Source organism: Bradyrhizobium sp. WYCCWR15520, assembly GCF_056174665.1.
In genome coordinates, this window is record NZ_JBWBWM010000063.1 from 1 (window position 1) to 26316 (window position 26316).

Annotated in this window: 33 protein-coding genes and 5 pseudogenes; 24 read left to right on the forward strand and 14 right to left on the reverse strand. The window is 58.6% G+C overall.

Going from position 1 to position 26316, the window contains the following annotated elements:
- Window positions 1–506 precede the first annotated feature (506 nt).
- Window positions 507–867 (forward strand): annotated as a pseudogene (locus AC0QUY_RS38840) (ISL3 family transposase); the annotation flags it as partial.
- On the opposite strand, the gene AC0QUY_RS38845 reads toward AC0QUY_RS38840, so the two are convergent.
- A complete protein-coding gene (locus AC0QUY_RS38845) occupies window positions 815–1177 on the reverse strand; it encodes a phage head-tail joining protein (RefSeq protein ID WP_161855577.1) in 363 nt (120 codons plus the stop codon). The pseudogene AC0QUY_RS38840 and the gene AC0QUY_RS38845 sit on opposite strands and share 53 nt — an antisense overlap.
- Window positions 1178–1321: 144 nt before the next feature.
- The gene (locus tag AC0QUY_RS38850; protein ID WP_161855578.1) at window positions 1322–1855 is read right to left on the reverse strand and encodes a terminase gpA endonuclease subunit; all 534 of its coding nucleotides are present in this window, start codon (window positions 1853–1855) and stop codon (window positions 1322–1324) included.
- A 48-nt stretch (window positions 1856–1903) separates the two neighbouring features.
- Between AC0QUY_RS38850 and AC0QUY_RS38855 the strand changes: the two genes are divergently transcribed.
- Window positions 1904–2191 (forward strand): hypothetical protein, encoded by a 288-nt coding sequence (locus AC0QUY_RS38855; protein ID WP_141688675.1) that lies wholly within the window; start codon window positions 1904–1906, stop codon window positions 2189–2191.
- A gap of 33 nt (window positions 2192–2224) precedes the next feature.
- On the opposite strand, the pseudogene AC0QUY_RS38860 reads toward AC0QUY_RS38855, so the two are convergent.
- The 3 genes and pseudogenes from AC0QUY_RS38860 to AC0QUY_RS38870 form a co-directional block, all read right to left on the reverse strand.
- Window positions 2225–2440, reverse strand: a pseudogene (locus AC0QUY_RS38860) (AMP-binding protein); the annotation flags it as partial.
- Between the two features lie 867 nt (window positions 2441–3307).
- A complete protein-coding gene (locus AC0QUY_RS38865) occupies window positions 3308–4045 on the reverse strand; it encodes a glycoside hydrolase family 12 protein (protein WP_057861833.1) in 738 nt (245 codons plus the stop codon).
- 1030 nt (window positions 4046–5075) lie between these two features.
- A pseudogene (locus AC0QUY_RS38870) lies at window positions 5076–5249 on the reverse strand (IS256 family transposase); the annotation flags it as partial.
- A gap of 5 nt (window positions 5250–5254) precedes the next feature.
- Here AC0QUY_RS38870 and AC0QUY_RS38875 point away from each other — a divergent pair.
- Window positions 5255–5657 (forward strand): annotated as a pseudogene (locus tag AC0QUY_RS38875) (transposase); the annotation flags it as partial.
- Between the two features lie 1521 nt (window positions 5658–7178).
- On the opposite strand, the gene AC0QUY_RS38880 reads toward AC0QUY_RS38875, so the two are convergent.
- The gene (locus AC0QUY_RS38880) at window positions 7179–7724 is read right to left on the reverse strand and encodes a hypothetical protein (protein WP_161855579.1); all 546 of its coding nucleotides are present in this window, start codon (window positions 7722–7724) and stop codon (window positions 7179–7181) included.
- A 136-nt stretch (window positions 7725–7860) separates the two neighbouring features.
- Here AC0QUY_RS38880 and mauJ point away from each other — a divergent pair, with 136 nt between their 5' ends.
- On the forward strand, window positions 7861–8358 hold the full coding sequence (gene mauJ, locus AC0QUY_RS38885) for a methylamine utilization protein MauJ (RefSeq protein WP_161855580.1): 498 nt from the start codon (window positions 7861–7863) through the stop codon (window positions 8356–8358).
- A 15-nt stretch (window positions 8359–8373) separates the two neighbouring features.
- Here the strand turns inward: mauJ and AC0QUY_RS38890 are convergent, their stop codons facing one another.
- The 3 genes from AC0QUY_RS38890 to AC0QUY_RS38900 form a co-directional block, all read right to left on the reverse strand.
- Window positions 8374–8610: a hypothetical protein gene (locus AC0QUY_RS38890; protein WP_246738316.1), complete on the reverse strand. Its 237-nt coding sequence runs from the start codon at window positions 8608–8610 to the stop codon at window positions 8374–8376.
- A complete protein-coding gene (locus tag AC0QUY_RS38895; RefSeq protein WP_246738317.1) occupies window positions 8607–8855 on the reverse strand; it encodes a Fic family protein in 249 nt (82 codons plus the stop codon). Before AC0QUY_RS38895 ends, AC0QUY_RS38890 begins: the two co-directional genes overlap by 4 nt.
- Before the next feature lie 239 nt (window positions 8856–9094).
- Window positions 9095–9349, reverse strand: coding sequence for a hypothetical protein (locus AC0QUY_RS38900; protein WP_161855581.1), 255 nt, complete (start codon window positions 9347–9349; stop codon window positions 9095–9097).
- Window positions 9350–9642: 293 nt separating this feature from the next.
- Between AC0QUY_RS38900 and AC0QUY_RS38905 the strand changes: the two genes are divergently transcribed.
- The 4 genes and pseudogenes from AC0QUY_RS38905 (at window position 9643) to AC0QUY_RS38920 (ending at window position 12538) form a co-directional block, all read left to right on the forward strand.
- Window positions 9643–10200 carry a hypothetical protein gene (locus tag AC0QUY_RS38905; RefSeq protein ID WP_161855582.1) on the forward strand — a complete coding sequence of 186 codons (558 nt, stop codon included), beginning with the start codon at window positions 9643–9645 and terminating at the stop codon, window positions 10198–10200.
- The gene (locus AC0QUY_RS38910) at window positions 10197–10661 is read left to right on the forward strand and encodes a hypothetical protein (protein ID WP_161855583.1); all 465 of its coding nucleotides are present in this window, start codon (window positions 10197–10199) and stop codon (window positions 10659–10661) included. The genes AC0QUY_RS38905 and AC0QUY_RS38910 overlap by 4 nt, the downstream gene beginning before the upstream one ends.
- Before the next feature lie 83 nt (window positions 10662–10744).
- Window positions 10745–11950, forward strand: coding sequence for an esterase/lipase family protein (locus AC0QUY_RS38915; protein WP_161855584.1), 1206 nt, complete (start codon window positions 10745–10747; stop codon window positions 11948–11950).
- A 172-nt stretch (window positions 11951–12122) separates the two neighbouring features.
- A pseudogene (locus AC0QUY_RS38920) lies at window positions 12123–12538 on the forward strand (phage terminase large subunit family protein).
- An 8-nt stretch (window positions 12539–12546) separates the two neighbouring features.
- Here the strand turns inward: AC0QUY_RS38920 and AC0QUY_RS38925 are convergent.
- Both AC0QUY_RS38925 and AC0QUY_RS38930 read right to left on the reverse strand, forming a co-directional pair.
- Window positions 12547–13080 (reverse strand): GNAT family N-acetyltransferase, encoded by a 534-nt coding sequence (locus tag AC0QUY_RS38925; protein WP_161855585.1) that lies wholly within the window; start codon window positions 13078–13080, stop codon window positions 12547–12549.
- Window positions 13068–13385, reverse strand: a complete 318-nt coding sequence (locus tag AC0QUY_RS38930) for a type II toxin-antitoxin system TacA family antitoxin (protein WP_161855586.1) — start codon at window positions 13383–13385, stop codon at window positions 13068–13070. The genes AC0QUY_RS38925 and AC0QUY_RS38930 overlap by 13 nt, the downstream gene beginning before the upstream one ends.
- A gap of 694 nt (window positions 13386–14079) precedes the next feature.
- On the opposite strand from AC0QUY_RS38930, the gene AC0QUY_RS38935 reads away from it, so the two are divergent.
- Window positions 14080–14556 carry a hypothetical protein gene (locus AC0QUY_RS38935; RefSeq protein ID WP_161855587.1) on the forward strand — a complete coding sequence of 159 codons (477 nt, stop codon included), beginning with the start codon at window positions 14080–14082 and terminating at the stop codon, window positions 14554–14556.
- Between the two features lie 137 nt (window positions 14557–14693).
- On the opposite strand, the gene AC0QUY_RS38940 is transcribed toward AC0QUY_RS38935, so the two are convergent.
- Window positions 14694–14834, reverse strand: coding sequence for a hypothetical protein (locus tag AC0QUY_RS38940; RefSeq protein ID WP_161855588.1), 141 nt, complete (start codon window positions 14832–14834; stop codon window positions 14694–14696).
- A 251-nt stretch (window positions 14835–15085) separates the two neighbouring features.
- Between AC0QUY_RS38940 and AC0QUY_RS38945 the strand changes: the two genes are divergently transcribed.
- Window positions 15086–15649, forward strand: coding sequence for a hypothetical protein (locus AC0QUY_RS38945; protein WP_161855589.1), 564 nt, complete (start codon window positions 15086–15088; stop codon window positions 15647–15649).
- A gap of 199 nt (window positions 15650–15848) precedes the next feature.
- On the opposite strand, the gene AC0QUY_RS38950 is transcribed toward AC0QUY_RS38945, so the two are convergent.
- Window positions 15849–16142 (reverse strand): hypothetical protein, encoded by a 294-nt coding sequence (locus AC0QUY_RS38950; RefSeq protein WP_246738318.1) that lies wholly within the window; start codon window positions 16140–16142, stop codon window positions 15849–15851.
- A 637-nt stretch (window positions 16143–16779) separates the two neighbouring features.
- Between AC0QUY_RS38950 and AC0QUY_RS38955 the strand changes: the two genes are divergently transcribed.
- From AC0QUY_RS38955 to AC0QUY_RS38990, 8 genes are all read left to right on the forward strand, one after another.
- Window positions 16780–17145: a response regulator gene (locus AC0QUY_RS38955; RefSeq protein ID WP_161855590.1), complete on the forward strand. Its 366-nt coding sequence runs from the start codon at window positions 16780–16782 to the stop codon at window positions 17143–17145.
- A gap of 50 nt (window positions 17146–17195) precedes the next feature.
- Entirely contained in the window at window positions 17196–17654 is a 459-nt protein-coding gene (locus AC0QUY_RS38960; protein WP_474417121.1) for a recombinase family protein, read from the forward strand.
- A 686-nt stretch (window positions 17655–18340) separates the two neighbouring features.
- Window positions 18341–18805: a hypothetical protein gene (locus tag AC0QUY_RS38965; protein ID WP_161855592.1), complete on the forward strand. Its 465-nt coding sequence runs from the start codon at window positions 18341–18343 to the stop codon at window positions 18803–18805.
- Entirely contained in the window at window positions 18802–19506 is a 705-nt protein-coding gene (locus tag AC0QUY_RS38970; RefSeq protein WP_161855593.1) for a hypothetical protein, read from the forward strand. The genes AC0QUY_RS38965 and AC0QUY_RS38970 overlap by 4 nt, the downstream gene beginning before the upstream one ends.
- A 29-nt stretch (window positions 19507–19535) precedes the next feature.
- Complete coding sequence (locus AC0QUY_RS38975; RefSeq protein ID WP_475391253.1) at window positions 19536–20411, forward strand: hypothetical protein; 876 nt, start codon at window positions 19536–19538, stop codon at window positions 20409–20411.
- Window positions 20412–20413: 2 nt separating this feature from the next.
- On the forward strand, window positions 20414–20620 hold the full coding sequence (locus AC0QUY_RS38980) for a hypothetical protein (protein ID WP_161855595.1): 207 nt from the start codon (window positions 20414–20416) through the stop codon (window positions 20618–20620).
- 127 nt (window positions 20621–20747) lie between these two features.
- Window positions 20748–21617, forward strand: a complete 870-nt coding sequence (locus AC0QUY_RS38985; RefSeq protein ID WP_161855596.1) for a ComEC/Rec2 family competence protein — start codon at window positions 20748–20750, stop codon at window positions 21615–21617.
- Window positions 21614–22261, forward strand: a complete 648-nt coding sequence (locus AC0QUY_RS38990) for a hypothetical protein (protein ID WP_161855597.1) — start codon at window positions 21614–21616, stop codon at window positions 22259–22261. The genes AC0QUY_RS38985 and AC0QUY_RS38990 overlap by 4 nt, the downstream gene beginning before the upstream one ends.
- A gap of 28 nt (window positions 22262–22289) precedes the next feature.
- Here AC0QUY_RS38990 and AC0QUY_RS38995 read toward each other — a convergent pair whose 3' ends face one another.
- On the reverse strand, window positions 22290–22682 hold the full coding sequence (locus AC0QUY_RS38995) for a DUF2513 domain-containing protein (protein WP_161855598.1): 393 nt from the start codon (window positions 22680–22682) through the stop codon (window positions 22290–22292).
- 325 nt (window positions 22683–23007) lie between these two features.
- On the opposite strand from AC0QUY_RS38995, the gene AC0QUY_RS39000 reads away from it, so the two are divergent.
- The 6 genes from AC0QUY_RS39000 (at window position 23008) to AC0QUY_RS39025 (ending at window position 26005) form a co-directional block, all read left to right on the forward strand.
- Complete coding sequence (locus tag AC0QUY_RS39000; RefSeq protein ID WP_161855599.1) at window positions 23008–23412, forward strand: hypothetical protein; 405 nt, start codon at window positions 23008–23010, stop codon at window positions 23410–23412.
- A gap of 337 nt (window positions 23413–23749) precedes the next feature.
- Window positions 23750–24037 carry a hypothetical protein gene (locus AC0QUY_RS39005; RefSeq protein WP_161855600.1) on the forward strand — a complete coding sequence of 96 codons (288 nt, stop codon included), beginning with the start codon at window positions 23750–23752 and terminating at the stop codon, window positions 24035–24037.
- Window positions 24034–24930 carry a DUF3102 domain-containing protein gene (locus AC0QUY_RS39010; protein WP_161855601.1) on the forward strand — a complete coding sequence of 299 codons (897 nt, stop codon included), beginning with the start codon at window positions 24034–24036 and terminating at the stop codon, window positions 24928–24930. Before AC0QUY_RS39005 ends, AC0QUY_RS39010 begins: the two co-directional genes overlap by 4 nt.
- 3 nt (window positions 24931–24933) lie before the next feature.
- A complete protein-coding gene (locus AC0QUY_RS39015) occupies window positions 24934–25179 on the forward strand; it encodes a helix-turn-helix transcriptional regulator (protein WP_161855602.1) in 246 nt (81 codons plus the stop codon).
- Window positions 25176–25751: a hypothetical protein gene (locus tag AC0QUY_RS39020; RefSeq protein ID WP_161855603.1), complete on the forward strand. Its 576-nt coding sequence runs from the start codon at window positions 25176–25178 to the stop codon at window positions 25749–25751. The genes AC0QUY_RS39015 and AC0QUY_RS39020 overlap by 4 nt, the downstream gene beginning before the upstream one ends.
- An 8-nt stretch (window positions 25752–25759) precedes the next feature.
- Window positions 25760–26005, forward strand: a complete 246-nt coding sequence (locus AC0QUY_RS39025) for a site-specific integrase (protein ID WP_161855604.1) — start codon at window positions 25760–25762, stop codon at window positions 26003–26005.
- Window positions 26006–26316: the final 311 nt, after the last annotated feature.

Genomic DNA, 26316 nt, shown 5'->3' on the forward strand with positions numbered 1-26316 from the left:
GCCGGCCTCATGCTCCTTCAAAATCCCGATGATCTGCTCTTCCGAAAAGCGGCTGCGCTTCATGCTCTGGTCCTTGTTGTGGGCCAGAACGAACTTCAAGCTGGATTAAGCCCGTGGGGCAAGGTCACCAGGGCCGGGTGACCGGTCGTCAACGCCTCCGGCGAGGTGAAGTCATGTCGTTCTTCTCCTCGCTCGCACCTCCGTTGGGCCAAGGCAAGGTGATCGCCGCCCGAACCGCCGCTTCATCATCCGTAACGCGGGGGCGAATGAGGCAACGAGACTGGCGCGAGCGCGCTCGATCCATAGCGACAACTCGGCGGCGGCTCCTGCGCCGGATCATCAAGTGGAATTCGACTATGATCTCGCGCGCCTCGACCAGGGTTGGTACGCCAGCTTCGATCGCCGCGACAGTGACCGTCTCTGCCTTCGACAGCGTATCCTGTCCGACCGTCATGAGACGAGCGATAGTTCTGGCCGACGGGATCCGGTGAAGGTTTTCGACATTCGATGCCGTCCGCAAATCGATGCGCCAGATCCGCAGCGCAATCGGGGTGACAACAATCGATCCCAAACTGCTCCCTGCGGCCGAGCGCTTGCAGTATGACGGATATCTTCGCCGCGAAGAGACCAATGCGACGATCTTGGCCCTGTCGAAAAGCGGAACGCGGATCAAGTAGATCGTGCGCCAAACCGGTCATAGCAGGAAACTGGTTCGACAGGTGATCCGTGACGAACGCCATGATTCTTCCGACCCGGCAGAGTTTGCTCGATCAGCACCTGCCATGGCCTGACCATCAGTGGGCCACCGGCTGCCTTAACGGCGCTGAACTTTGGCGGCGCCTAAGGGCGCGCGGCTTCCGCGGCAGCGCCGCCGGATCGGCCTGATTGCGGATCGACGGCGCCTTGACGCGATAGCGCGGCTTCTCGGTCGCGGTGGCGACAGGCATCGCTCAGAGACCCTATTCCCACGCGCGACCATGCGGAACGTCCGGCGGCGCACCCCGGCGCCGCTCAGATCGGCATCGATGCCCGCGAGGATTTCCCGCAACTCGGAGAGCGAGCGATATTCGACCGACTCGTCCGAATAGCTCACGCGCTCGGCGCCGGATGCAATCGCGGTCAGCAAGTCTTCCTGCTGCTGTTGCGTGAATGTCAGCGCGCCCGATTTCCTTGCCATGGCTCACACTCCCAAATAGCCCGACCGCACGATCCGGCGCGGCGCACGCGGGAAAGTCCGGTGCGTCGGTCGCACGTCATTCGGTGGCGGCGGGTTCTCGTTCGTCCTGGCGGGCGCCTCTCGCTCTCGCGGCTGGCCAACCCGCTACATGTTCATGAGGTAGCTAGTCGCGGCCAGCATCGCCTCGCAGTCGAGGAAATGGTTGTTCTTCGACCGCCTGATCCACTCCCGGCGCCCGGTCGGTGACTTGACCTGCGCCTCGGAGACAATCTGGTGGCAGTAATCGTCATCGATGCCGACCGGCACATTCCATGCGCCGGGCGTTTCGGACGGCCAGCGCAATCGCTCGTGCACCAAGCACTTCCAGTGATCGGTATCGAGCCGCACCAGATCGAGACCGAACTTCGCCGCCTTGCCGGATGGATTGACCTCGATCTTGGAGAGCGGCACACGCATCGGCGCGCTCGATCCCTTGGTCGGGCGGACGCGCTTCGGAAAGCGGCGGCAGAATTCGTAAACGCGATTGAGCGGCAGAGTGTCCGCCTTGCCCGGGCGAAAGCCGCTATCGACGAACGTCAGATGGATCGGGAAGCCATCGATCGGCGTCGAGATCAATTCTGCGAGCTGATCCCACACCTCGGTGTCGGCGGTGTCGCCGCGCAGCCGATCTCCGACCACGGCCAATTGTCCCGGATGCCATCGAAGGTCTGAAGGTGACATGCGGCGGTGCGGGTGTGGGCGACCTTCAAGGACGAGAAGGAGCCGCGCTATTTCCCGCCACTCGATGCCGCGCCGGATCAGTTCACGCCCGGCAAGCTGCGCCCGAAGCGGAACGACTGCGGCCGGATCAAGGGCTCGCCGCTTTGGGACATCAAGCCCGACCTGCAATTGTTCTACAACACGTCGCGCAATTGGGCTCGCATGTATGCGCCCGATGTCATCTCCGGGCGTGGTCAGAAAACCCAAGCAATCGATTTTGCAATGCTTTATCTTATGCCATCGCGGATCAGGTAGCCGCGCGCCACCCCGCCCCCCCCCCCCGAGCAAAAGGTCCCCCCCAAACGGAACCGGCGCACCATGAGCATCCAGCAGGTACACCCGCGTGTTCGCGATCGGGCGGCCATGCGGCACAGCGTTGTCGCTGAAGAGCCATCCCGAGGTCACCACGACCGTAGCTTCAGTCGGCCCATAGTTGTTGATGAGCTTGAGAGCCGCTGGTAGAAGCCCAGGCACACGCTGGAGACGATCCCCGCCAACAAGCATTACTCCAATCTGCAAATTGATGAGCTTATCTTCCAGCGCGAGTGTAGCCAGCGTCGTGATCAAGAAGGCAATGTCCAGCGATTGATATCGCCACCATTGCAGCAGATGCAAGGACGACAGACAGATTTTACAACACTACCCGCAGGACACTCGACGATCGGCTATCTCAGCCCGGTTGAGTTCGAGCGCAAGGTGGGTTTGGCTTAACCCGATATCCATCAAACTAGCAGCAGCTCGATCTGGCGTGGAGCCCACCTCGTTCGATCTGCAATACAGTGCTTCGGACTGGCGATGCCTGCAGAACACCTCACGTCGGCGCGTCTTGCGGTAAACGCGTTCTATGGTCCGCCGCGTACGGTCCCTCAAGGGAGTACCACGATTTGGGCCGAACCGCGCTGGCGGGCCTTCTCCATTGCGGCGCGGCACGCGCTGGGGAAGGTCAACGGTATGACCGTTCTGAATTCATAATCTTGGGCTGTATTTTGGGGCGAGATGATCCGAAAGCGCCAATAGCGGCGCCCGCTAGGCTTCTTTCCGTACTGGCGCTCCCAGCGCGAAGTGTCAATCCGCATAACACCCATGTTCGGTCTTGATGGTCTCGAAGAGTCCACCTTACCCCTAGCGATCGTGCTGCAGCGGGTCAGCCCTTCCGGTGGTGACGTTGGGCTGGCTTTGATGTCTAAGATGCGGGCAACTACAGACTGAACGTCGCCATGCTTCCGAAGACGAATTGAGCGGGGCATGCCAACGCCGGGCCAGATTTACACTGAAGCTGCCATTCCAGCCACCGACTTGCTACAGAAAACGCCCAAAGACCGTGCCCACTCCGGGCCGACGATCACCTCGCCGACGGTCCCAAAAAAGTAGTCACTTCGAGGTCACAGCCCAATGGTTGACGTCAAAGTTTAGTCCACCTGGGGACGAGGTTATCTCAACGCCGTATTGGACGCTGCCGACGATTATGTCGCCGAAGTATCCTTTCGACTTGATCCATTGCAGGATACTCTTGAGATCCACGGTCTCGCTGTTGGTCTTGGAAGTGCGTAGAAACGAAATGACCTTGTGTTTGTTCCAGCCTTCAAACACATTCCAAGTCGCTCCGCCCACATTGATGCCTTTGTAGACGGGAATCGCGGCCCCGGAAGAAGTGTAGTTGTAAGAAATGGGCTTAACATCGCCGCTTCCGTCGGGATTCCCCGTGTAATTGGTCCAGAGCATTATCTCATAACCATTTGAGCTGTCCCAGATATCGTAGGCGAAGTTCCAACGGCCGCCAGTCGGGACGCTCTGATTGAAGCTTGAGCTCAGGTTGTTAATCGCACTCAGCCGTTTCCCAACGTTGAAGGCCTGGTGGGGATAGCTCTTGATGCCGTCGGTTTCAGGTTGGTTCGACCACACATTCCATTGATTGACCGCATGCACCGAGATCGTCTGAGGCCCAGCACCTTGGCCATATACGTCGTTGTTCCAGGAATAGCCATTAAGGGAATAAGTACCGTATTGATCGCTCGAACTCCAGATCGGCGCTTTCGCGGACGCTGGGAACAGCGCAATCATTACCGCAAAAGGCAGCGCAAGTACGTTCAGCTTCGACAACTCAGACATTCTAAATCTCCACCTGAGATCTGCCCGCCAGCGACCCAGCAGCAAGCAAAAGTGATGCCACAACGAGAACCGCGGCATCTTTTGCGCGCTTGACCTCGTATTCGCAACAGGAAGGCGCGTTCTGCTTCTGAACGCCGGAAGTACTGCACCTAGATACTGGGCGTGTCGCAGCACGATCGCGGACTGCACTGGATCCAGGCCTACGCAGGTCTCGATCGTTTTGCGCCGAACTATAACCATGCCGCACCAGACGTGCGCGTCCGTCGGCAATCTGAGAGCCCTTAGCCCGACAAGAAAGGTCTCGACGTCGAGCCCGACGGCCTGCTCCGGAAAGCTGCCGCTGGTCTCGTGGTGTTAACAACGGGCGCCCCGACGATGCAGATTAGGCTGCTTCACCGATATCATGCGTTATGCTGTGCAAGATGGGTCCGGCTTAAGATCGTGAGCTGTCTTTGGGTGCTTCCCGAAAAGCGCAGCACCCTCTCATCCCGAAGAATCGAAAAGGCGGGCGACACTGCTTTCAGCGCCAGTCCGAGACAGGTGATAAGCGACCGATCTAAGGAATCGCCAGATCGCCCGCGCTGTTCTTCTGCTCGACCAAGCCTGATCATGCTTCTTGTAGGCGCGCTAGCACGTCGTAGATGTGCCGCAATGGGCGCTATGTCGACAGTAGTGTCGAATACTGGGCCTTCGTCGCACCCTGAACGAATACTTGCAAGATGAACGATCTCGATCCTTTCGCCTAGCTCGCCAGATTATTGATGAGGATTGTCTATGGTCATGAAGCGCAAACTTGGCCAACTGCTTCCTCTGCGCTGTTACGGGCAGCCTTGAAAAGAGGTTTCTTGGAATGAGGCTCACCTTAAGTGAGTGCCGCTGACGGTATCGGCATTCTGTATGGAATCTGGAAGTGAAGCAGGCCAACGCAGCTAGCCGCAATTGACGCAGTGTTAATCTCAAAACAGAGCTGAGAAAGTGGCAGGCCGCTCAGCTGAGCCACCATTCAACCGAGGCTGCTCAGTGCTTCCATGGAAATCACCGCAGGCGACAGATTCGGCGCGTCCTCACCCAGCAAGGCGGTCAGCGCCTCCTGGAAATCCCCGGTCGAGATGCCGCGCAGATACAGCACTGGCAACAGCGCATCCAGACTTCGGGTCCGCCGTGCCCACAGCGGCAGGATCGTCGAGCTGAACCGGATCCGCTCGCCAATTCGCCGAGAAATACCGCGCCAAGTACGGCCGGGCGGTCGAATGTCTGGTCAAGGACCGCGACGCTCCTGGCCTTCTGCGACTTTCCTGCCGAGCATTGCGACCACCTGCGCACGACCAATCGCATCGAGAGCGTGTTCGTCACCATGCGGCACAGGACGTGCGCACCACGGGCTCGTTGTCGCCGACCACCGCCAGGCTGAAGTGTCATCGCCGCATCACGAGCTTTGGCGGCCCAAAGGCACAAACAGTTGCCGAAGATCATTGCGGGTGTCAGATTCAACGATGGCATCGAGATCATCCAAATGCCGGCTAACAGCGCCGCCTGGTCACCTCGTCACCCAAAATCCCGACGTCCGGAGGGAATTCATGCTGCGCTCGAGCAAGCTGCAACGAAGTCCTAACCGAGCTCGGCGAAGAACTCGCCAAGACTATCGTCCATTGCGGTCGGCAACTAACATTAGGACGCCCCCTGGCGTCGAGCACCAACGGATCCGCCTAGAGGAGCCGGCGGATCGGTGCCCAGCGATACCACTTTCATCATTGATGAGTCTTGATCAGACGAGCGAGCCGCTCGCGGCAATTGCGAAATGACGAATGTCGTCGATTTCGCGGTCAGACTGGACGATTTCACGTCGCACTGGCATCTGCCGCTTTCGATGTATCTGATCGTTTGGTCGACAGACTTCTCAAACGGCTGTGGTCGGAATTTACTCCACCAAAGCTTCTAATCTTCTCGTGGGGACTTCGCTTCAATACCAGTTGAGCTGCTTAATAGATTCGTCAGCATCTGCCTCACAGGCTCGCTCATAAACGGCCTTAATATCCATCCGAAGGCGCCTACCGCAAAGACTCCAAACGCAAAAACGCCAAGCGCACTCCAAACAGCCATCTTCATTGTGGGTCGCTCCTGCTTCCGTTGAGCAGTATCGCCAACAAAGGCCTGCGAGGCACCTATCAGGATTGGTAAAGGACGGTCTCAAAAGTTGCGCCACGGTCGCCGAACACACGTTCATTGCGAGATTAGGAAGTGAACATGGGAAACCTTGGAATTCAAAGGGCCAACCGCGCACGTATTCAGACCGGCTGAACGAACTCGATGCCCATATTCCCGCTTTAGAAATCGCGCGGTAGCTTGGTAACGCGGCCAACCAATCATGTATAGCGAAGACGAGCAGATAGATGATGGGCTGTCACGTGCTATCGCCCGAGCAGAGACCAGTTATTAGTCGCGAGGCGGCGACAAAAGCGGACGAGGACACTGATCAGGATCGCATCAGCACCTGGACCTAAAGGAACTTGTACCAGGATCGAGACGCCAGCGCGGCGGCCGCCGTTCCGGTCTTGTGATAATTTTCCTCCCTCAATACGAAATCGAAAATCTAGCTGCCGCGCGTTGAGAGGCAACCGACATCACACGAGCGCCACCTTGTCCGGTTCAAGACGACGATGTCGGAAGTCCGACGGTCAGCAACGTCATTCAAAAGCAGGCAGTTGCGCATATTTTCGCTCGCCATGCAAGGCGCTCACCAGATTCCGCGAGCGGCAGCCGATTGCTGGAATCAGGAGCAAACCCGCCACTGCCAAAGCGCTCGCGGGGGGCCCGTCTCAGGGACTGCCAATGAGCCGCGCTCGACTGATCCCGGTCAAGCACAGATGCCGCTTATGCTCGGAAGTGAAGAACCGGCGAACATCAATGTTCGCGATTGCCGCCAAGTTCACCGAGCCGGCGGGGCACATCGCAACCTTCAAGCAAGAAATCCAAACAGAAGGCCGTGCTCGGCGCGAGCCGACCCTTTTTAATCAGACTACGCATTTAATCAGACTACGCAGGACGGGTCGTGCAAAGTGATTCTCTCGGCCGACGATTCCCGCACGAAGAAATTGGTCGAGGATGTTCTGGCACTACGGGAAAGCCGGCTCACTTACGCCAGCGGCAACCTGGTGCTCTGGAGCAGAATGGCCAAGTTCGTGAACGGCTCCGACACGTTGATGAAGAGGCCCGGAAGAGCTTCATTCGCGCGCCGCCGCCATCGGCGCCGGGAATGAATAGTCATGGCGGGGCGAAGGTCGTCTATCGGCGCGATGGGCAGAAACACCGGGCGTATTTCGTGCCGAAGGGAGCGGTTTCGTTGTTCGCAAAGGGACGCGAGGTCGACTTCGACCCCGACCACGACCGGATGAATGCACCCGCGCTGCGCGAGATGACGTTTACGAATGAGTTCTTTCGGCGCCTCGCGCAGTAATGGGAACTGGCCGAGCGCTTCCCTGCCCCTCCCGAAGGCGACGGCTCGGAATACGATGCCGAGGAAGCCGAGCAGGCGCGTTACCGTAGGCTCGGCGTCCGCAACGGCTCGCGCTTTCTCAATATCGGTGTCGATAACCAGGTAACGTGGCCCAAGGAAGAACAGCTCGTCGCGTTCGACCGGTATCAGTTGGTCCTCATGCCCAAGACCAAGGATCACGTGCAATCTGTAAACATCGATCTGACGGCCAACCAAATTGACGAGCAGACCGCCATGACGGTAATCAAACCGCTTTTTAAGCGTGATGGCTTGGTGCGACGATAGCTTTGCTATTGCAGAGCATGGCTGGTCGGGAAATCCCGTGCCGGTTGCCGTAACAAAGCGGGACCTCGCTTTCACAACGTCGCATGAATACATCTTTGACCGGAAAATTCCGGATTCCGAGGAAGCACGGCGCGCACTTGCGCTCTTCCGGGAGGCACGCAACGCCCAGCAAAATGGGTTCATCAGCTACGCCGCCTTGAACTACTACAAGATCATCGAGATCCGGCATCACGGCAAGGAAGCAGCCCGGAAATGGTTTGTGACGAATTTTGAGGCTTTGCGAACCGCATCCAAGCAGGGAGACGACGATATCGCCCGCTTTCTTGCCCTATGCGGCAACGAACCGCCGCACAAATACATCCACGATTCCTGCCGCATTGCCGTTGCGCATGCAGGCAAGCACTCGAAGTCCGATCCGGATGATGCCCATGAAATCCGACGCCTGCACACGGCGGCCGATGTCATGCACAGGCTGGCACGCCGCTTCATCGAGATGGAATTTGCGGTCTCGGATGTGATGTACGCGGGTACGTAGGCGCTTCGAGCCGCCCTAGTCTTTCCCGGCTGCGCCTTGTCCACCCTTGCGTTTGACTTCTTGCGCTTCGTATTGGGCCTTGACCGTTGCGTCATTTGTCTCACCCGCGACCGAATCAGCTCCGCTGCCATCCAGGCCCGGCGCCGCCTTGATCGCGTCCGCAATGTCCTTGATCTCGGAGCCCTTGCGGATGAATGGCTTTAGATAGGCATCGAGCTTGCCTTTACCGGGCTGTTCGAGTTCTTCCGTCAAGGCGGCAAGATACCGATCCTTATCGGTAGCGGCCCGATGCCGATACCAGCGCGGCGCGCAAGCTCCGCATGAATCATGATGGTACGGCCGTTGCCGTCCAGGAAGGGGTGACCGTAGGTGAGATAGCCCATGACTTCGCCAGGCTTCTCCGCCATGAATGCCATGTCCTGTGCCTTATCCAGCGCGTAGTCGATGGCTTTGCGAATGTCGTCGGGATGAGCGAAGAAGATGGCGCCCTTCTTCACATGGATGTGAGACGCGTTTGTGTGCCGATCCTCGCCGGCCCATGGGAATACGGCAGCGTTTGTGCGTTTTTAGAACGTCGTCATAGCTCAGCGAAGGCGGCGCCTTGAGGTCTGCCAAGGCGGCATCGATACCGGTCAGGAACGAGTTGTGCAGAAGGCGCTGGACGATTTCTGGCTTTTTCGCCTTGGCCACATTGCGCAATAGCCGCGCGTCGCAAAATCCCCCAACGGATCAAATGTCACGGACGGCTTTCGCGCAGATAGCGTGCCTGAAGGCGCACAGCCTGAACGCGGTCCAAAATCCCGGCTCGCTGGAGCGCAACGATGGTATTCTCGATAGGATCGAAATTCACGTCGTCGCCGGAGAGCCGCGTCACGTGCTGGGCAAATACGTCATTCGCTGTCACGACAACTGCAACGTTGTTGGCAGCAGCCAACCTCTGGATCACCTCGGCGGTATAGTGGGGCTTGGTCGCGGGACGTCGGATCGACATGGATTCTCCTTCCCACCAATATAGTACGCCAAGGTCTGAAAATCCATTAAGTTGCAATCCTCTCGGTGCATTTTGGGGCGGCTAAGCCCCTGAAGACCCCTAAAAATTACCGACGCCTTGTTGCGGGGCCGAGGCCCTCTGGAAGACCGAAACGGACGGCGCAAACGTCCATCGGAATCAAGGGGTTGGCCCTAATTCAGGAACGCTCAACCATACGCCCTCTATAATATAGCTGTATTTCAGGACTTTCCGCCGTTTTGGCGGACCGAAGCCATTATTTTGAAGAGCGATTTATGACGGAAGATTCAGCGCATCCAACGCCTATCACACGGCACCCATCGGCCTGCTTGGATAACCACTTCTTCGCGCAGGCGTTGCCCGAGGTCGCGGTCGTTGCGGCTCATAAGAATGTGTATCTTCCGGAGGGTGAGCCCGAAGCCGTCTTGCGCTACGCGCTCAAAGACATTCCCCGAAAGACCGTCAAACAAGCCCTTCAGAAGAACGACAAGGCGTGCTGGGCTGTCAGCTTCGCTCTCAATCATGCCCTTGATGTACTCGCGATGAAGCGCCTCATCATGATCAGTCGGGCGATATGCAAGATGCTGCTGCCGGATGACGCTGCACTCGTACTTGAAGCCGAAGCCTCGCTAAAGCGCCGCTTTGCCAATGATACGGCTCCTACCATGGAATCTGGCGCGATCCAATTGAGGAAGTTGCCGACTATATTCGCGCGGCAATCACCGACCAAGACAAGCCGCCCGTCAAAATTCCCGATGACGCTTCCCATGTCGCGGTGCGAGGCCTCGCTTTCTCCCGTCAATCGCAGCCAACAGAACGATCAACAACAATGACGACCGCCCCTACTCCACGCCCTAAGACTATCTCCAAGGCCGAATTCGCTCGCCGCATCAATGTCAGTCGATCGCGGGTGTCGCAGCTGGAAAAGGAAGGCCTGCCCGTCCGGGTAGATGGCAAGATCGATTTTGCAAAGGCGAAGCGCTGGACCGACAAGAACCTCGATCATCACCGCCGAGCGGCCCGGAAGCCCGATGCGTTCGATATGCCGCAGACGGCAACGGAAACGCGCGGTGAGAAGCTTCGCTGGAAAGCTCAGCTTCGCGAATTGGAATCCGAAAGCGATCTGGCGAACTGGTCGACCGTGCCGAAAGGACAATCTTCGAGCGGGCCACCGCCGAGCGCGATCGTTGGATCGGATGGGTTGCGCGGGCGACTGCCCAAATCTCAACCGAAGCTGAAATCGATCCGACGAGGCTATACGGCGTGCTTGACCAGCTCGTCCGCGACCATCTAACCGAACTGGCGGCGACGTCTTTGCTAGATCTGCAGAGTGGATAAGAATGCGGGCAGATGTCGGCAGGTAATGAGAGGGCGACCATGGCGACCTTCATTCTGGTACACGGCACATTTGCAAATGCCGCAGATTGGCCCGCGTTGCAGTCCGGCTTAGCCGAGGAAGTCAGCCCTCCAACAGACACCGCTCGTTTTGAACAAGTGCCTTGGACCGGCAAAAACCGCGCGAGCGCCCGTCAGGCTGCCGCAAAGCAAATTCGCTCGAAAGTCGACGAAATCCGAACGCACTTACCTTCTGAGAAAATCTTCATTATTGGCCATAGCCACGGTGGGAACGCTATTGCTTACTTCCTAAAGACTTATCCAGAGGTAGCCCTAGAGGTAACCGGCTGCGCATTCCTTTCAACTCCGTTCGTGGCAATTCGCGCTCGGGCAGGCGCAATACGACCTCTTCTCTTAGTTCTTCTCTTCATGAGTGCTGCACCAGTGACCGTTTGGGCCGAGTACGCTCTCCCACGTTCAATAAAGAATATTGCCGATTGGCCGATGCAATTCTGGTGGGGAGTCGCCGCGCTCGCGGTTCTTTCGCTGTTGCTGACGCTAATTGCTTTCAGGCCTTATCGATCCCGAGACACAATTGATGCAATGCTTGCGAAGACGATTCTTCAGCAAACCACGGATATTCCAACAGGGAATTACCTGTTCTTACGTTGCTCGGGTGATGAAGCAGCAGCTGCTCTTTCGGCTTTCCAGTTTAACGCTTGGCTTGCTGTAAAGCTCTCTCAGAAAATAGAGCACTTGTTCCGTCCTCTGTTCAGCGAACGTCCCCTTGTCGTTATGGGCTTTACCGCATTCGCGGTCATTCTGTTCTACACTGCATTTCGCGCCGCGATACCGATCGCCTCGGATCTCGCGGAAATTGGGATTGTAGAATTATTCCGGCAGATGGGATCGTGGCTTACTGATGGCCAAATCCTGAGAGTCGTAGTCGTAATCCTATTTCTGCTCCTTGTTTTTGTGATCCCCATTATCTTCATCCTGTCGTTACTAGGGACCATTGCAGTGTTCGCAGCACAAGCGCTTGCTTCTTGGTCGTTCGGATGGACAGAATTCAGGGCGGGCCTTCTGGTTGAACTTGCAATTGAACCATTGCCCTTTGGAAATTATTCGCTCACTCACATAGATTGGGCGAGCGCATCCGCGCCAGATGGTATTACCCACAGCTGGACATACGAGCATCCTGTTGCCATCGCTCGATTGCGGGATTGGGTACAGTCCGGATTGTCCTGAGGCCATGATCTCATCTGTTGAAAGCTGGGCCGAGGATATATGGTGTCGCGGGCTCGCACCCGAGCCGCCGCTAACTATCTCCGCTTGGGCAGACGCGCATCGGATGTTGCCGGAGACCGCCTCCGAACCAGGTCCGTGGCGGACAGATCGGACCCCATACCTCCGCGATGTGATGGATGCACTCTCGGCATCCTCACCGGTCGACCGCGTTGTCTTTATGAAGGGGGCCCAGCTGGGCGCAACGGAAGCCGGGCTGAATTGGGTCGGCTACGTCGTAAGCAACGCGCCCGGCCTGATGCTCTACGTGATGCCAACCACGGAAAGCGCCCGTCGCAACGTGCGCACGCGCATCGACCCCTTGATCGACAGCACGCCGATCGTGCGCCAGCGGGTCACTAAGGCGCGATCTCGCGACCCCGGGAATACGGCGACGCTCAAGTCCTTCCCGGGTGGCAAATAGCATTTGTGGGCGCCAACTCCGCCGTTGGTCTGCGATCGACGCCCGCCCGGTACCTGTTCCTCGACGAGGTCGACGGCTTTCCGCATGACCGCGCTGGACAACAACCGGTCGGCGCTGTGTTGAGTTGAGAAAGGCCCTAAGACATGGCCTCGATTACAGTTTCAATTGGCATAAAAAACGTTCGCGAACCGTCAGGATACTCCTGGAATTCCTGATCTTTCCAAAACTGCGCTGCCTCGTCGTCGATCGCGTGAACAAGAACGCAACGAACTCCGATGTTTTCCGAAACGGAAACAATCCGTATCAGCGCGTCCTGCAAGAGGTCCTTGCCCAAGCCCTTCCATTGGGGCGATTTGTCACGAGCCAGTCGGCCGATAATGGCGACAGGTGCGTGATTGGGGAGACCTTGCTTGCGCTTCAGCTTGGACGGTAATTGTTTGCGTTCAACGCTGCCCATAGCAATGCAGTAATAGCCTACGACCACATTGCCACTACATACCACGTAAGTTCGGGCGAATTGCCCCTCGCTATTCAGCGCTTGATTTTTGATCCAATCATTAAGCGGCGGCTTTCCGCAATCAAAATGGCCGAGATCGTGGAAAGTCGTCAAGCGCACGGGGCGAGTGAGTTCGCCGCGCGCTTGACGAGGATGCTCGACTATTTCTGCCACAGCGGTCGACGCTTCATCAGCGCCTTGAGCGCAGGTCCGGCAGGCGGCGGATTGTCGAGAGCATCGATGAATGCATCATACTTTTCCGCGTCTAGAACAAATAGACGCTGGTCGAGCAGAACATCGATGGCGTGCTGTCGCGCGCTATCAAGCACGAATTCACTCAATGTCTTGCCAACAGCAGCAGCGGCGGTGTCTATGAGCTGCTTAGTCTGCTGCGGAGCGCGAATGTGAATGTTCGCGCTACTTTTCTGGACCCGCCCCTTCGAACGCGCGGGCGGGCGCTCTAATACTGCGGTTGACATTGGAAAATCCCTCTCTGCTGCTGATTGGTATATAGGGTAGCCGTGTACACAACGTCAACACATATTTGAAGTTCCCCTGGAAGGCGTCGCCGTGCTGCCCACAAAACGTATTATTTTTCAATTAGTTACAACTTTCTGGTAGCGAACTTACCTGCGCTATTCACAAGACAGCGGGTCGCCTGGTCGGCACGCGCAGGCCAAAAATCAACATTATTTCAAAGAGTTGGACGGTTGGACGAATTTGACCGGACCAGATTCCATATATGCTTCGGTCAAAAGAGTCCGACGGCTAGCACCGGAGGCCAGACTCGCTCGCGGGCCTCAAGGGGTTTCGCCCACCGTTGGCGGCGCCTTCAGCGCCCTTGCCCCCGCGTTCGAGCCCGGCCGAGGACTCCGGTGGGGCTGACGCCCCCAATCCGGACTGAAGTCCGTCTTCCGCAATGATTTGAACACCAGCGACATCGAGGGGCGCAGTGCGCCGGCCCTACGGCCGGCGGCCTACGCTCTCTCAATTCGTTCCCGTCGCGGCAGCCCAGACTTCTGACGAAGGGGATAGGAGAACAGGAAGCGGCTACGCGGAAGGTTGAGGCCTTCATGAGCGCGGTCACCATGCGCGAGACTCTGCTTTTTCGATCATTGACATGATGTTTGAGGCCTGACATAACTTCAAACACAATGTTTGAGGTCAGAGAAAATGTCCGAACCGATCTATACGCTGAAGCAAATCTGCGACGCCCTGAACATCACGCGTGGCCGTGCCGAGCAATGGATCGCGCGGGGCCACTTCCGCCCTCCGCATAATCCGATTTTTGGGGCAGCTCGGGAATGGCAGATCCAGGACGCTATTCGCTTCGCTGCCTTTGGGGTCATCGTCGATAGCGGCATTCCTCAAGAACAGGCTGGTGTCATCACGCAGTTGGACATGCACGGGTTCAAAAACGATACGGCTTTCTTCGTTGTTTGGAGGGGGCTGCATGAGACTGCCACCAAGAAAGCGTCTGGGACGTTCCTGAAAATGCACATACCTGGCGTGTGGTACGGAGAGATCGTCAAAGAAAGCGCCTTGCTGGCCCATCTCGAGAATGAGGATGTTTGGTCAGCGACTGTCGTGAATCTCGATAACCTTGAACGCAAGGTCAAAGCAGCCCTTGGATACGAGGGGAGCAAGTAATGACCAGCACGCCGACGCAGACGAACCAGCGCAAGGGCCGTCGCAAGAAGATGCAGGCGCAGCATCTCGTCGACGAGGACATCGAACCGTGCCAGCCTTGGAAGCCTACATGAGGGCCGCTGTTCAAGCGCCATTGCTCAGAGCTGCAGCAGCGGATCATCGTCGGCGGTGAGCGGCCGACGTTCGAAGAGATCGCGGACTATCTCAAAATCCCGGTTTGGGTCGCCGTCGCTGGGTTTGTCCATTCGGTGGAAAAACAGGAAGCCAAGCTTCGGCAAAACTGATGCTCAACGCCCTCACCAACATCGGCCCTCGGTTTCGCGCAGCTGCGCTTGCGTTCCGCAATTATGACGCCGCCGGTGCTGGTCGTCGCTGGCGCGGCGCGAGCGAGATCCTGGTTCAGGGCTCGGCCAAGACAGCGGCGCGCGGTCCGCAGCGTCATCGCAACCTAACCGGCCTCCTCCGCAGTGGCGACGTGAAAGCAATACCGACGGCTGATGCGCAAGCTGCAGCAGCAGGGGGGCGCGTAATGGCAAACAGCGTCGTGACCCCCATCGGCGGCTCACTGGTGATGCAGACACGCACAGGCGTCGCCGCCATCATGAACACGGCGCTGGCGCCGTTCATCTTGCAGGAACAGTGGTGCGGCCCGATCTGGGCCGCCAGAGATGCCGCCTCATTCGTTGCCGTCGACAAGGATGGCGACCTGATCGCGCTCGGCGACAACATCGATTGGATAGCCTCACGCGCCCGCGCCGTTGAAATCCAGCAGAAGCTACCGCCGCTCGCCGATATCGCGGCGGCCTACAAGACGGTTGACCAGACTCTCCGCGTCAAGCCCGCATCAGGCGAGTATCAGCTACTCGCAAGCAAGATGCTCGACGTGCTCGGCATCAAGGGGGGTGACGATACTGATGCCTATGTCGAGGCGCTGGCCTGGACGCTGGCCGAAGTTTGGCGCGCCAATGGAGACCCCAGCGGCACGCCGGGGTGGATTCCAATTCCAGCGTTCGCCAAGGCCGTTCAACACATCTGGCGAGACCGCGATTTCTTGGGATCACTTTGGCGGAACAAAACGGCCGCCGATCCCTGACATCATCGAGCACTCCAAAGACTACCGCCGCGATCTGGTCTTGGTGCGGGACAGTATCGACATGCTCGGCCGTACCAGAAGCGACTCGGTCGGATAATCGAGGTCGTCAACGACTATGAAGCCGAGGAATGGTGAGAGAGCGCGCCGCCTCACGCGCGCGCGGGCGTTTGAAGCGTAAGCATATCAGCCGCTGTCTGCTTCAGTCGCAGACTTCGACCCAGCGAGATACCCAGGAATATCCGTCCCAATAACGCTCGCGAACGCTTCGACAGGGCGGCGGTTCTTCGACGTATACCCGCGGCGCGGCAGGTACGTAATACACCGGTGGTGGGGGAGCCGGGCGGGCCGCGAGTGCGCCACCGAGCAACATCCCGCCGAGAAGACCCCCGGCCACCCCAGCGGCGATTTGGCCGTTTTCGGCCCTTGCAGGAGCTACCACAAATCCGGAACTCGCAAGAATCGTGGCAGCAACAAGCGCTACTACCAATCTCATCGCGGCCTCCATCGAGGGTGCAATTGCTCGGTAGGATTTCAACTGTTTTCAGTTAAATCATTCTTAATCGGAAAGAAGTGGTCCGCCGGGCCTCCAAAAGCGACGCCTGAGCCACACCGGACCATGCGTGGTCGCGAAAGGCGTGGCCTTCGAATACGAGGTAGTCGGCAGAATAAAAATGGCCCCAACGCGCGGCGGTGCGCCGAGGCCATCCAAAGTATTTCCATCTGCAAACAGCCAGGTGGAGTGGGGCCCTACCTGGCACGCCGATAGAAGTGGGAAAAGGTGGCAAATCAGAGGCCCAGCCCAGCCGGGCGCCGCCGCGCCTATGCATTTTCTGAACGTCCTGCGGAACGAAAGCACATGCCAGGAGTTCTGCGAAACACCAAAGCTACGCGTAATGGGGTTGTTCGGGGAACTATGTCGCAGAATCGCTTCCATGCCCGCAAAGCCGCAGCAGCACTACTAAAAATGGCGAAGGTATCTTCTGATCCCGCGTTGGCCGGTCGGCTAGTGGAGGCCGCCGCAGATCTGAAGGATCATGTTGGCGAGGCTCCGCCGCCTGTCAGCGTGAAGGCGCCTGATATAAGAACAGATGACTAACTGAATCGCCCCGACTAGTCCTGGATGATCCCTCATGCGCACAATCTCCACGCTGCTGGTCGAGGACGAAACCCTGATCAGGATGATGTTGGCTGAAATGGCGGAAGAGCTGGGGTGCTTGAACATTTCGGAAGCCGCAAATATTGAGGCGGCGATGTCATTGGCTGAGACAGGCTCGTTCGATCTAGCCCTGCTAGACATTAACATCGCGGGTTCTCTTGTAACCCCGGTCGTTCATATTCTCGATAGACGAAGCGTTCCGATCGTTTTCGTCAGCGGTTATAGCAACCAAACGATGCCGGACGAGCTAAGAGGCAGGCTGCTTGTTCAGAAGCCCTTCTCGCAAGATACCTTAATGGATGCTATCAACCGCGCGATTGGCTTGGATTCCGCCGCTTGATTGCCGCTTTGGCTTTAATTTGATTTTCGCAGTTGGCCTTATTTTGACTTGTGTTGGCGGATTACTATGGGCCAGTTTTGTTTCAGGGTCAGGCGCAGCTGACGAAGCTGATGATGGCCCTCAAGTCCGGCGACGTCGTCGTGGTGACGAAACTCGATCGGCTCGGCCGTTCTACCCGCGAGCTATTGGACCTGATCGAACAGATCGGCGCGGCCGGTGCTGCGTTCCGGTCGCTCGGCCACCCGCTATTCGACACCACGTCATCGCAGGGCCGCTTGCTTCTGGCCGTGCTGGCCGCGATCGCAAGCTTCGAGCGCGACTTGATCGCAGAGCGCACCACCGAGGGCCGTAAGCGCGCCATGGCAGAGGGCAAGAAGTTCGGCCGGAAGCCTAAGCTGACAGACTTCCAGAGGAAGGAAGCCTTGAAGCGCCGGGCAGCCGGCGAGACCCTGGCCAAGATCGCGAAGAGCTACGCGGTCGACACCTCGATGATCTCCCGCTTGCGCTAAACGCCACTGCCATCGCCCCGGCGTGCGCCAACTGGCTGGCGGCGGCGATCTTGAAGGTGGTCAGGGCTTAAGCAGGCTCCCGTCTCGCATCTATCTGGGCTTATCAGGCCGCTGGGGGCTCTAGTTCCAGCACGCGCAGTCCAGCGGGTGTAATCTCGTATCTGCCATCTCGGCGGCGTACCAGCCACCCAGCTCTGACCATCTCCTGCGCAGTCTGCACGCTACAAACAGGATGACTGCCGCCGGGGTAGTAGAGCCTGCCAGTGCGGTCGATAAGGTATCCGTATAGCTGAGCTTGCCGAAGTGCTCTAATTCTAGGGCTCTCCATACCCTCACATAGTCACCAGGGCCGGGAATTGCGATTCCATGCGCGTGCCGGCCTCACAGGGGTAGTTCACCACCCCGCATAGCCCGTTACACCCGAATCGGTCGCTTGTCCGTCGCTAGGGTTGCGCGCACTATTCCTTTGCGGCCGATCAACTCGGCCCCATCACCCCGATCGGCGGCAAGCGACGGCCCCGGCGTGATGCCATCCGAGGTTAGCGCCGGGGTTGTCCTCGCAAAGAAGCGCTAGCGCCTTAGCAGCGCGCGCTGTCCGCGCGTTCGCGCCGGCTCGACCCGGTCCGCCAGCCGGCCTCCTCGTCCCTGGCCGGGCCGGAACCATGCACCTGATTGGTGCTAAGTAGATGGTATCACAAAACTTTTATTTTGACCCGGTAAATCTCGTTGCAGGTCGGAGAAGCGGGAAGGATTCGATCGCTTCAGCCGTCGCCGCCTATGCGGCCGCCACGTTCAAGCCGGACGGCAAGGTGCGAGCTGGCGAGCGCCCCCTTGTTATGCTGCTTGGAGCCGATCGCGCCCAGGCGCGGGCGCAGCTAGCGTACATACGGGGGTATTTTGCCGAGATTGTGCCATTTAAGGCGATGGTTCAGCGCGAAACGGTAGACGGTCTCTGCTGGTTAACGGCGTCGATATCGTGGTGCAGACGAGTGACCACCGATCAGCTAGAGGCCGGCAGCATCTTGGCCGGCTCCACAATTCTCGGTGCCATGGGGAAGCTGGTCGACAAGACCAAAGATTTCCAAGACGAGCTGATCAAGCTGCAGCGGCTCGGCGGCGACTCGGCAACGCCGCCGCAGCTGGCACCATGACCGCCAAGGCCTTCGACATCGCAAAGCGCGTTCCCATGAAAGTCCAGGATCTCCTGAAGATCCCCGGCACCACGTATTCAATAATGGGCGAACATGAGGCGATGGAAACATGGGAGCCGCTCGCCAAATATGCCTGGACCCAGCAAAGCGACGCGCACTTCAAGGGAGACGTCACCGGCAGCTTGCAAAAGGTCATCAGGGCCGGTGAAATGTCCGGCCGCATCACCGACCCCATCACAAAAAACATCGACCCTCACCGGCTATCGTCGTTCCTCGATACGGTTGCGCGCATCAAGGCGGCGACTCACGGAATGGTCAATGAAGATATCCTCCTAGCGCTGGCGCAGCAGGGCGGCCCGACCCTGCGCGGCTTGAGCGATGAAGGATTCCTCGCCTTAGCGATTCAGTCTCAAATGATGGGGGGACACCGCGCCGGCACGGCGTACATGTCCTTGTGGCAGCAGCTCGCCAGCGGCACCATGAAGAAGCGCACCGCCGAGGGCATGGAAGAAATGGGATTTTTGAAGCCAGGCGAATGGTCGAGCGAAGGCGGCCACGTCTCCATTGGTTCGGAAGCCTCGAAGCGATTGGCGCAACTGATCGGCCAAGATCCCCTCGTGTTCGCCAAGCAGATCAACGAGGAGCTTGCCAAGAAGGGCATCACGGATCCGATAGAACAGCAGCAAGCAATAATGCGCTGACCGGCCGGCAGACCACCCAGCGCCTCACAATGGAGGAGGCTCTGGGGCGGCAGCAGATGATCGCAGAACGCTCGCGCATGCAGCAAGGCGTTGGCGCTGGCGCATCCTACGATCTGATCAATGACAAGAGCATCACGGCGAACATGCACGCAAAGCAGAACGCCTGGAACAACCTGTTGCTCGCGGTGGCGGGCCCGAACAGCGAGAACGTCGTGGCCGTCCTGAAGCAACTTACTTCTGCGATAAACGGCCTGACCTCCGTCGCCACGGGAATCGATCCTGAAAAAATGCAGCTAATCTTCAAGGCTGTCGCCGCCCTGGGCGCGGGCCTCGTTGTCCTCGGCGCGGTCTCGCTCGCCTCGCTCGTTGCGCTTGCGAGCGTCCCCAGTATCATCATTGCGCTCTCCGGCGCGCTTGGCATCTTCGCCGCCTTGAATTGGGAGAGCATCAAGGCCAACGCCGAGACCATCAAGGACGTCGCCATGACCATCATCGGCGCGGTGCCGGGTCTCGGCGCCGTAGCCGCCGCGATTGGCACGCTCGCCCAGATCCCATGGCAGAACATCGTCACCATGTTCGACGGCATCAGGAATGCCCTCATGTCGTTTATCGGATGGCTGGAAAGCGTAGCCGGCAAGGTCAAAGGCATCTTCAGCACAAAACCGACTCCGGATGCGGCGCCGACAATAGACAATAAGAGCCTTCTACATCTTCAGCGGTTCAACCCAGGCACTGGCGGTCAGAAGCGTGAACAATATGCCTTCAACCTAAACATTGATGGTGACAGAATCGCTCAAACGATCATCGACAAAATGGAAGACATCTACAGCTTCCCGACTGGCGCGCCGTCGCCGGATGGATCCGGACGCTATTTCGCCGGCGACCATAATTTCACCGATGTCTGATCATGCCTAAGTCAGTTCTCGAGCTCGACCCGACGCGCGCGATGGAGATCCACGATATTGACTACGCTGGCGCAATGGAGCTCGCCGGCATCATTAAAGCAAGACATGGCGGTGGCGAGTCCGGGCCGGAGGCCCTACGGGCGATGCTGGATGAACTGGTCGAGGCCGGATTTGTGCCGATCGCCAACCCGTCGCACTCGGCACATTAGACCACAGGTCACCGCGGGGATTATCTCGGCTGGTGATAAGTTGCAGTGGTCCAGGGGACGCAACTAGCGGAAGCGCATCCAAAGGGAATACATTCGCTCCCAGAGGCTTCGGGGCCGGGGGGTTGAAATGCCGGGGGCAATGCATCTTCGAATTTGGGACGTGGAGCACGGCGCCTGCGCAATGCTCCACCATACGCTGAACGGCGTTGCTGGCCGCTTGGCAATGATCGACAGCGGCGACACGCACGACTGGATGCCATCGGGGTTCATCACACAAACGCTCGGCCGAAACAGGCTGGACTATCTGTTCATTACGAACGCCGACCAGGACCACATGAGCGGCCTTCAGGGCCTGTGGGACGCCGGAATAGATGTGCCTGTCATGCATCACAATCCGACGTTCGGCGCCCAGGCGTTTGCGGCGGTCAAGCGCCAGAGCGGCCCGCTGACGCGCGACGCGCAACGCTACATGCAGAACTTGGGCACGTTTACGGCGCCGGTTGAATACCCGTTCGACAGCAGCATGGGCGGCATCACCGCCACGATGTTCTATAACCCGTGGCCGCTGTTCCAGAAGACGAACGATCTGAGTCTTGTCGTGTTCATCAAGTTCGGCCGGTTCGGCATCCTGTTTCCGGGCGACCTTGAAGGGCCTGGCTGGCGAAACCAGCTGTCTAACGCCGCATTCCGCACGATGCTCGAGAGCGTTAATATCCTCGTGGCCTCACACCACGGCCGCGACAACGGGTACTGCGAAGATATCTTCGACTATTGCCGCCCCCAGGCCGTCGTAATGTCGGACAAGGCCATCGTGCATGACACACAGAACATGGTCCAAGCGTACCGCTATCAGGTGATGAAGCATCACGCCAACGGAGTTTTTGTGCGCACCTCGGGGCGCAACAGGCACGTACTTACTACCCGCCGCGACGGCTGGATTCAGTTTGAAGTGGACGACCAAGGAAACTTCGGCATCGAAACAGAGTACCAAGGATGAAAAGCCGCTCCACGGTCCTGAAGGCCGCCAACATGAAATGGCTGGTGTCGCTGGCGGCATTCGACGCCGCCGTGGTGTTGCTGTTTGTGGCGCCGGGGTTGATAGACGCCAGCACGTTGGCGCTTCTGCGTGCAGGTTCAGCGACGGCCCTGCCGGTTCTTGTTTTGCTGTTCACGGGACTACTGTCGCACGATGCAAAGGCGCGGCTTGTCTTCTGGAAGATCGCCAACCCGCTTCCTGGCAGCGCCGCCTTTACGAAGCACGCGCCCGCCGACGCGCGGATCGACATGGCGGCGCTGGCAAAGAACGTGGGCGCGTTGCCGACCGACCCAGGCCAGCAGAACGCAATGTGGTACAAGCTGTACCGCCTAGTCGGCGATGACCCCGCAGTGTCCGAGGCCCACAAGCTGTACCTCATGTACCGCGACATGGCGGTGATGTCGCTGTCTATGGTTCCGCTGGCGCCCGCCGCGATTTGGTATGCCGGCGCACCAGCGGGCAGCCTATGGATTGCTAGCGGCTTGTTCGCGGTGCAGTACGTGATGTGCGCCGTTGCCGCCCGTCACAGTGGCACGCGTTTCGTGTGCAACGTGTTGGCCATCCATTCGACCACGAAGGTCAAGGCAAAGACAGCTGCACAGTGATTTCGCGCTTCCGCGCTGCGAGAGAGCTTTACGGCAACATTCCTCCCATCCACTTAGCTAATTCAGCTCGGGCCAGACCTTTTGCCGCCTCCAAGACGAATCTCAAGCTCTCACCGCTAGCGGTCTTAGCCATGGATTTCGCTTTCTCCCACCGATCGGGGTCTTTGGTGGAGTCGATGAAATCATGACCGTCTGCGGTCAAGCGCTTGACGATGAAGTTGCCTGACACCTCGACATACTCGCCTTCCAACCAGCCCTCATCCAGAATCTGCATGAGATTGTAGGCAAGTTCATCGTCGCTGTGGTCAGGAAGTTCGAACAGCTCACTGGCGTAACAGGAATGACTACTCCGGCCATTGAGGTCTGAGTTTTGCTCGAGCGCTTGCATCATGCGCCTGATCAGATCGAGATTTCTTTTCATGCCCTGACTCCAAGCTGCACCGTTGTTTGGTGCTCGCTAATGCACCCAGTCGGTGCATTTTCCGCTTTGTTGACAATGACTTATAACCGGGCGCAAGATCAGCTTTGCCGCCTATCGGGCGGCGAGCCCCGGTCAGTGCCGAATACACTAGACCAGGGCTCTGACCCAAGACACGGAGACGACCATGTCTAAGGCTAAGGCAAGTTCTAGCACATCCAACGAAGCCGAGTTGTTCAACATAATCAGGCGGCTCCGCGAACTCTGCCGCGAGAGCGACAGGCTGGACGATCGCGAAATGAAGTTGTTGGGGCGCCTACGGTCGATGGTGGGTGAAGAGGCCTACCGCGGGCACCTCGTCGGAATGCACTTCGCCGGAGCTAAGAAAAGGCCGCCGGAGACGCGCGAGGTTGGCATGCTCCTGGCTGAGATATCAGAGGTCAGAGCGCAGGACGCGCAGATCAGAGAAGCCCTCTACGAAGTCGAATGGCAAATCGGTTTTGCCGATGTCTCCACGCAAAAAGGATACGAGGCCCAGGTCCGCGAGATCAACAAGGCCGAGTTTGACGATGGTGATCTCGTCATGATGGCATGGCAGCTCGGCCGCTCGGCCGCGCGACCAGGTATCAGCAAGCCTCCGAATCTTGAACTCGAGGCCGATCGCGATGAGCGCCGCCGCAAGGAATCGGAAGGCCACCACGACACCGCCGATAACCAGTCCGCCGCGCTCTGATCGTGCTGGCATCGACACCAAGAGCCCGCCGCTCACCGGCGGGCTTTCCTGTTTGCCCAATAATTCCTGCCTTGTCGTTTGCGGCGCGTTCCAACTTGATAAACGGGCTAAACGCCACTAAATCTGCGTGCGGACCCGCCCCACGATTAAAATCGAGTCGAAAGATGAGCCAAGGAACATGGCGCGTCCGACCGAGTGAGATTGACCGCGCTATCCGGTCCGTTCGGTCTTCTGGTCTTCCAGTCCGCAACATCGAAATTGCTCCGGACGGCACCGCCCGCATTCACGTCGGCGACCTCGATAAGGTTGCCGGCGATGAGCCGCGGGAGGTGCGGTGATGGCGACCAGGAAGCGCGCGCGTCCGTACAAGCGCGATGTGGATCAGGTGCCGACAATTCGGATCACGACTGTGCAGATCATGTCGTCGCCGGAATTCGAGCTTGGGCTTTCCGATGTCCGTCGGGGCATCCCGTTCGACTGGCGGAACGGCGAGTGGAATTACGAACGAGGTCGCCTGTTTGGGCACATCGCACCGCTCGATATGCAGCTCCGGATCGGCGGAAAGCTCAATCCCAAAGCAGTTGCACTCTACGATGCCGCCTCCAATCGGAGGCTGGTCATATGACCAAGCGCAAGAATCGATCTCTCGACACGATCGCCGACGACATCAGCAAGCTGAAGCGGGATCACATCTTCGATGTCGGCGATCTTCTGATCGAGGCCAAGGAACAGTGCGAACATGGCCAATGGCTCGACTGGCTCGATGATGAATTTGAGTGGTCAGTTGACACCGCCGAAAACTACATGAAGGTCGCGGAACTAGCTTCCAAATTCCGCCCGCTTCGGAATTTGAAGCTCGCAAAAACCACACTCTACACACTGGCTGGCAGCGATTACGATGACGATACGATCGGTGCGATCATCAACGAGTTGGAGAAACATGCCACCAGGACGAGACTGAAGCCGTGCGATGCAAGGCGCATCATAGATATCGGTTTCGGGAGGCACCACTACGGCGACTATCCCGACGCAACACTCTTCAAATTAGCGGACATCGATTGGACCCGTGGCGAGCCGTTTCACGAGAAAGCGGTCACCGCGCTGAAGGAGCGTAAGCCGGAAACCGACGAAGCCGCCGAGGCTATTGTTGACGAGATCGTAGCGGAACAGCGAGAGGCTGATCGGGTGCGGCGAGAAGCCGAGCAAGCCGAGATGTTGCGCAATATCGAGCGCAGCATTGAATCCGATAACGAGGCCGAGCGCGAAGCTGAAGCCATCCTTGACGGACCGCCGCCGGAGCTGCCGTCGATCACACCACCAGAGCCGCAGAAGTTTAGCGCCAGTACACTATGGGCCGGGACCGGATCGTTCGATCGTGCCGTAAGAGACCTCCTCGATTTGCGCACGAAGCCGGCTGAAAGATTTGTCGGGGTGTTCTCGCCGACAGAGTTGCGCGCGGTCAGCGAATTCATGATTGCCGTCGCGGAGGCCAGCAAGACGAAGGCGGAGGCGGTCTGATCCATGCCAAAGCAGGCCGCCCTTCTGTCCACCTTGCCGCCCCGCCTGATCGGGCGCGACGCGGCGGCGGCCTATGTGTGCGTCTGCCCGAATACCTTCGACCGTCTAGTGGAAGCAGGGCGCATGCCGCGCGCCCGGATTCTAGGCGATAAGCGCAAGGCATGGGACACGAGGGAACTTGACATCGCCATAGATCAGTTACCTCATGAGGGTGAGGAACTAGCCGCCTCTGACGAGGGCTGGACATGACCAGGAAACGGCGCCGGCTGCCGCCGCACGTTGAGGCTAACACTGTCAAGGGTCACACCTACCTATCGTTTCGCGTTCGCAGTCAGAACGGGCCGCGCATCCGTCTCCCCGACGATCCGACATCGGAAGAGTTTCGCCTTGCCTACGCCGCGGCAATGGGCGGCACACAGAAGTCCGCCACGAAGAAGGACTCGCCCGACAGTATCTCCGCGAAGATCACTGCCTACATGGCGAGCCCGGCCTATCGCGCCCTTAGCGACTCCTCAAAGGATGGCTACAACTCTCGGCTTGAGCAGATCAGGACCGACCACGGCCACCGCGCGTTCTCTGGTCTTACCAAGGAGCGCGTTGAGACCTTCATTCTTGCGCCGCTCGCCAACAAGCCCGGCGCCGCTCTCGATACGCTGAAAAAGTTGCGCATCCTGATCAACCATTTCAAGCTCACACCCGATCCGACCGCCGGCATCAAGCGGCCGAAGGGGAATGAGATCAGGTCATGGGCCGATGGCGAGATGCCGCTTACGAACGGCGCTGGCCGATCGGCACGAAGCAGCGCACCGCCTATGCGCTGATGTTGAACATGGGCACCGCCCGCATCGACACCCACGCGCTGACATGGCCCCAAGTCGACGATGGCGCCTGTTACCGGCGCCACAAGACCGGAGTCGCCGTCGACATGGCGGTGAGCGAGGATCTGGAGAAGGCGCTGGCGGCGACGCCGCGCAAGCATGTTGTGGTCATCACCACGGCCTACGGCAAGCCGTTCACGGTCGACGGTTTCAGCCGGTTCATGCGCGACGCGATCACCGCCGCCGGCTGCCTCTAACCTGCCAGCCGCATGGCCTGCGCAAGACGCTTGGCCGACTGCTTGCCGACGCCGGCTGCAGCGCCCACGACATCGTCGTCCGTGAAGAATTCCCAAGCCGTTGATTTGGAATCCGGAAACGGCATTTTGCAGTAATTGAATTTGCCGGAAAGCGGGCCTTTGGAGCGGGATTCCTTGCAAACTTGATTTGTGATTCACTCGCGCAGAACCGGCTTTGGCGAGAGATTCGATGCGGCCACGAGAGCGGAGCGAGACGGGGGAACAGGATCTTTTCCGCTCCCGGCTCGATCAGATCATCGACATGAAGCATC

Coding starts and splice junctions, on each gene's coding strand:
- AC0QUY_RS38845 (WP_161855577.1), bottom strand. CDS start 1,177: ATGGCAAGGAAATCGGGCGCGCTGACATTCACGCAACAGCAGCAGGAA.
- AC0QUY_RS38865 (WP_057861833.1), bottom strand. CDS start 4,045: ATGTCTGAGTTGTCGAAGCTGAACGTACTTGCGCTGCCTTTTGCGGTA.
- AC0QUY_RS38900 (WP_161855581.1), bottom strand. CDS start 9,349: ATGTCGATCCGACGTCCCGCGACCAAGCCCCACTATACCGCCGAGGTG.
- AC0QUY_RS38905 (WP_161855582.1), top strand. CDS start 9,643: ATGACGGAAGATTCAGCGCATCCAACGCCTATCACACGGCACCCATCG.
- AC0QUY_RS38910 (WP_161855583.1), top strand. CDS start 10,197: ATGACGACCGCCCCTACTCCACGCCCTAAGACTATCTCCAAGGCCGAA.
- AC0QUY_RS38915 (WP_161855584.1), top strand. CDS start 10,745: ATGGCGACCTTCATTCTGGTACACGGCACATTTGCAAATGCCGCAGAT.
- AC0QUY_RS38930 (WP_161855586.1), bottom strand. CDS start 13,385: ATGTCAACCGCAGTATTAGAGCGCCCGCCCGCGCGTTCGAAGGGGCGG.
- AC0QUY_RS38935 (WP_161855587.1), top strand. CDS start 14,080: ATGTCCGAACCGATCTATACGCTGAAGCAAATCTGCGACGCCCTGAAC.
- AC0QUY_RS38945 (WP_161855589.1), top strand. CDS start 15,086: ATGGCAAACAGCGTCGTGACCCCCATCGGCGGCTCACTGGTGATGCAG.
- AC0QUY_RS38950 (WP_246738318.1), bottom strand. CDS start 16,142: ATGAGATTGGTAGTAGCGCTTGTTGCTGCCACGATTCTTGCGAGTTCC.
- AC0QUY_RS38955 (WP_161855590.1), top strand. CDS start 16,780: ATGCGCACAATCTCCACGCTGCTGGTCGAGGACGAAACCCTGATCAGG.
- AC0QUY_RS38965 (WP_161855592.1), top strand. CDS start 18,341: ATGGTATCACAAAACTTTTATTTTGACCCGGTAAATCTCGTTGCAGGT.
- AC0QUY_RS38970 (WP_161855593.1), top strand. CDS start 18,802: ATGACCGCCAAGGCCTTCGACATCGCAAAGCGCGTTCCCATGAAAGTC.
- AC0QUY_RS38975 (WP_475391253.1), top strand. CDS start 19,536: ATGGAGGAGGCTCTGGGGCGGCAGCAGATGATCGCAGAACGCTCGCGC.
- AC0QUY_RS38980 (WP_161855595.1), top strand. CDS start 20,414: ATGCCTAAGTCAGTTCTCGAGCTCGACCCGACGCGCGCGATGGAGATC.
- AC0QUY_RS38985 (WP_161855596.1), top strand. CDS start 20,748: ATGCCGGGGGCAATGCATCTTCGAATTTGGGACGTGGAGCACGGCGCC.
- AC0QUY_RS38990 (WP_161855597.1), top strand. CDS start 21,614: ATGAAAAGCCGCTCCACGGTCCTGAAGGCCGCCAACATGAAATGGCTG.
- AC0QUY_RS38995 (WP_161855598.1), bottom strand. CDS start 22,682: ATGAAAAGAAATCTCGATCTGATCAGGCGCATGATGCAAGCGCTCGAG.
- AC0QUY_RS39005 (WP_161855600.1), top strand. CDS start 23,750: ATGGCGACCAGGAAGCGCGCGCGTCCGTACAAGCGCGATGTGGATCAG.
- AC0QUY_RS39010 (WP_161855601.1), top strand. CDS start 24,034: ATGACCAAGCGCAAGAATCGATCTCTCGACACGATCGCCGACGACATC.
- AC0QUY_RS39015 (WP_161855602.1), top strand. CDS start 24,934: ATGCCAAAGCAGGCCGCCCTTCTGTCCACCTTGCCGCCCCGCCTGATC.
- AC0QUY_RS39020 (WP_161855603.1), top strand. CDS start 25,176: ATGACCAGGAAACGGCGCCGGCTGCCGCCGCACGTTGAGGCTAACACT.
- AC0QUY_RS39025 (WP_161855604.1), top strand. CDS start 25,760: ATGGGCACCGCCCGCATCGACACCCACGCGCTGACATGGCCCCAAGTC.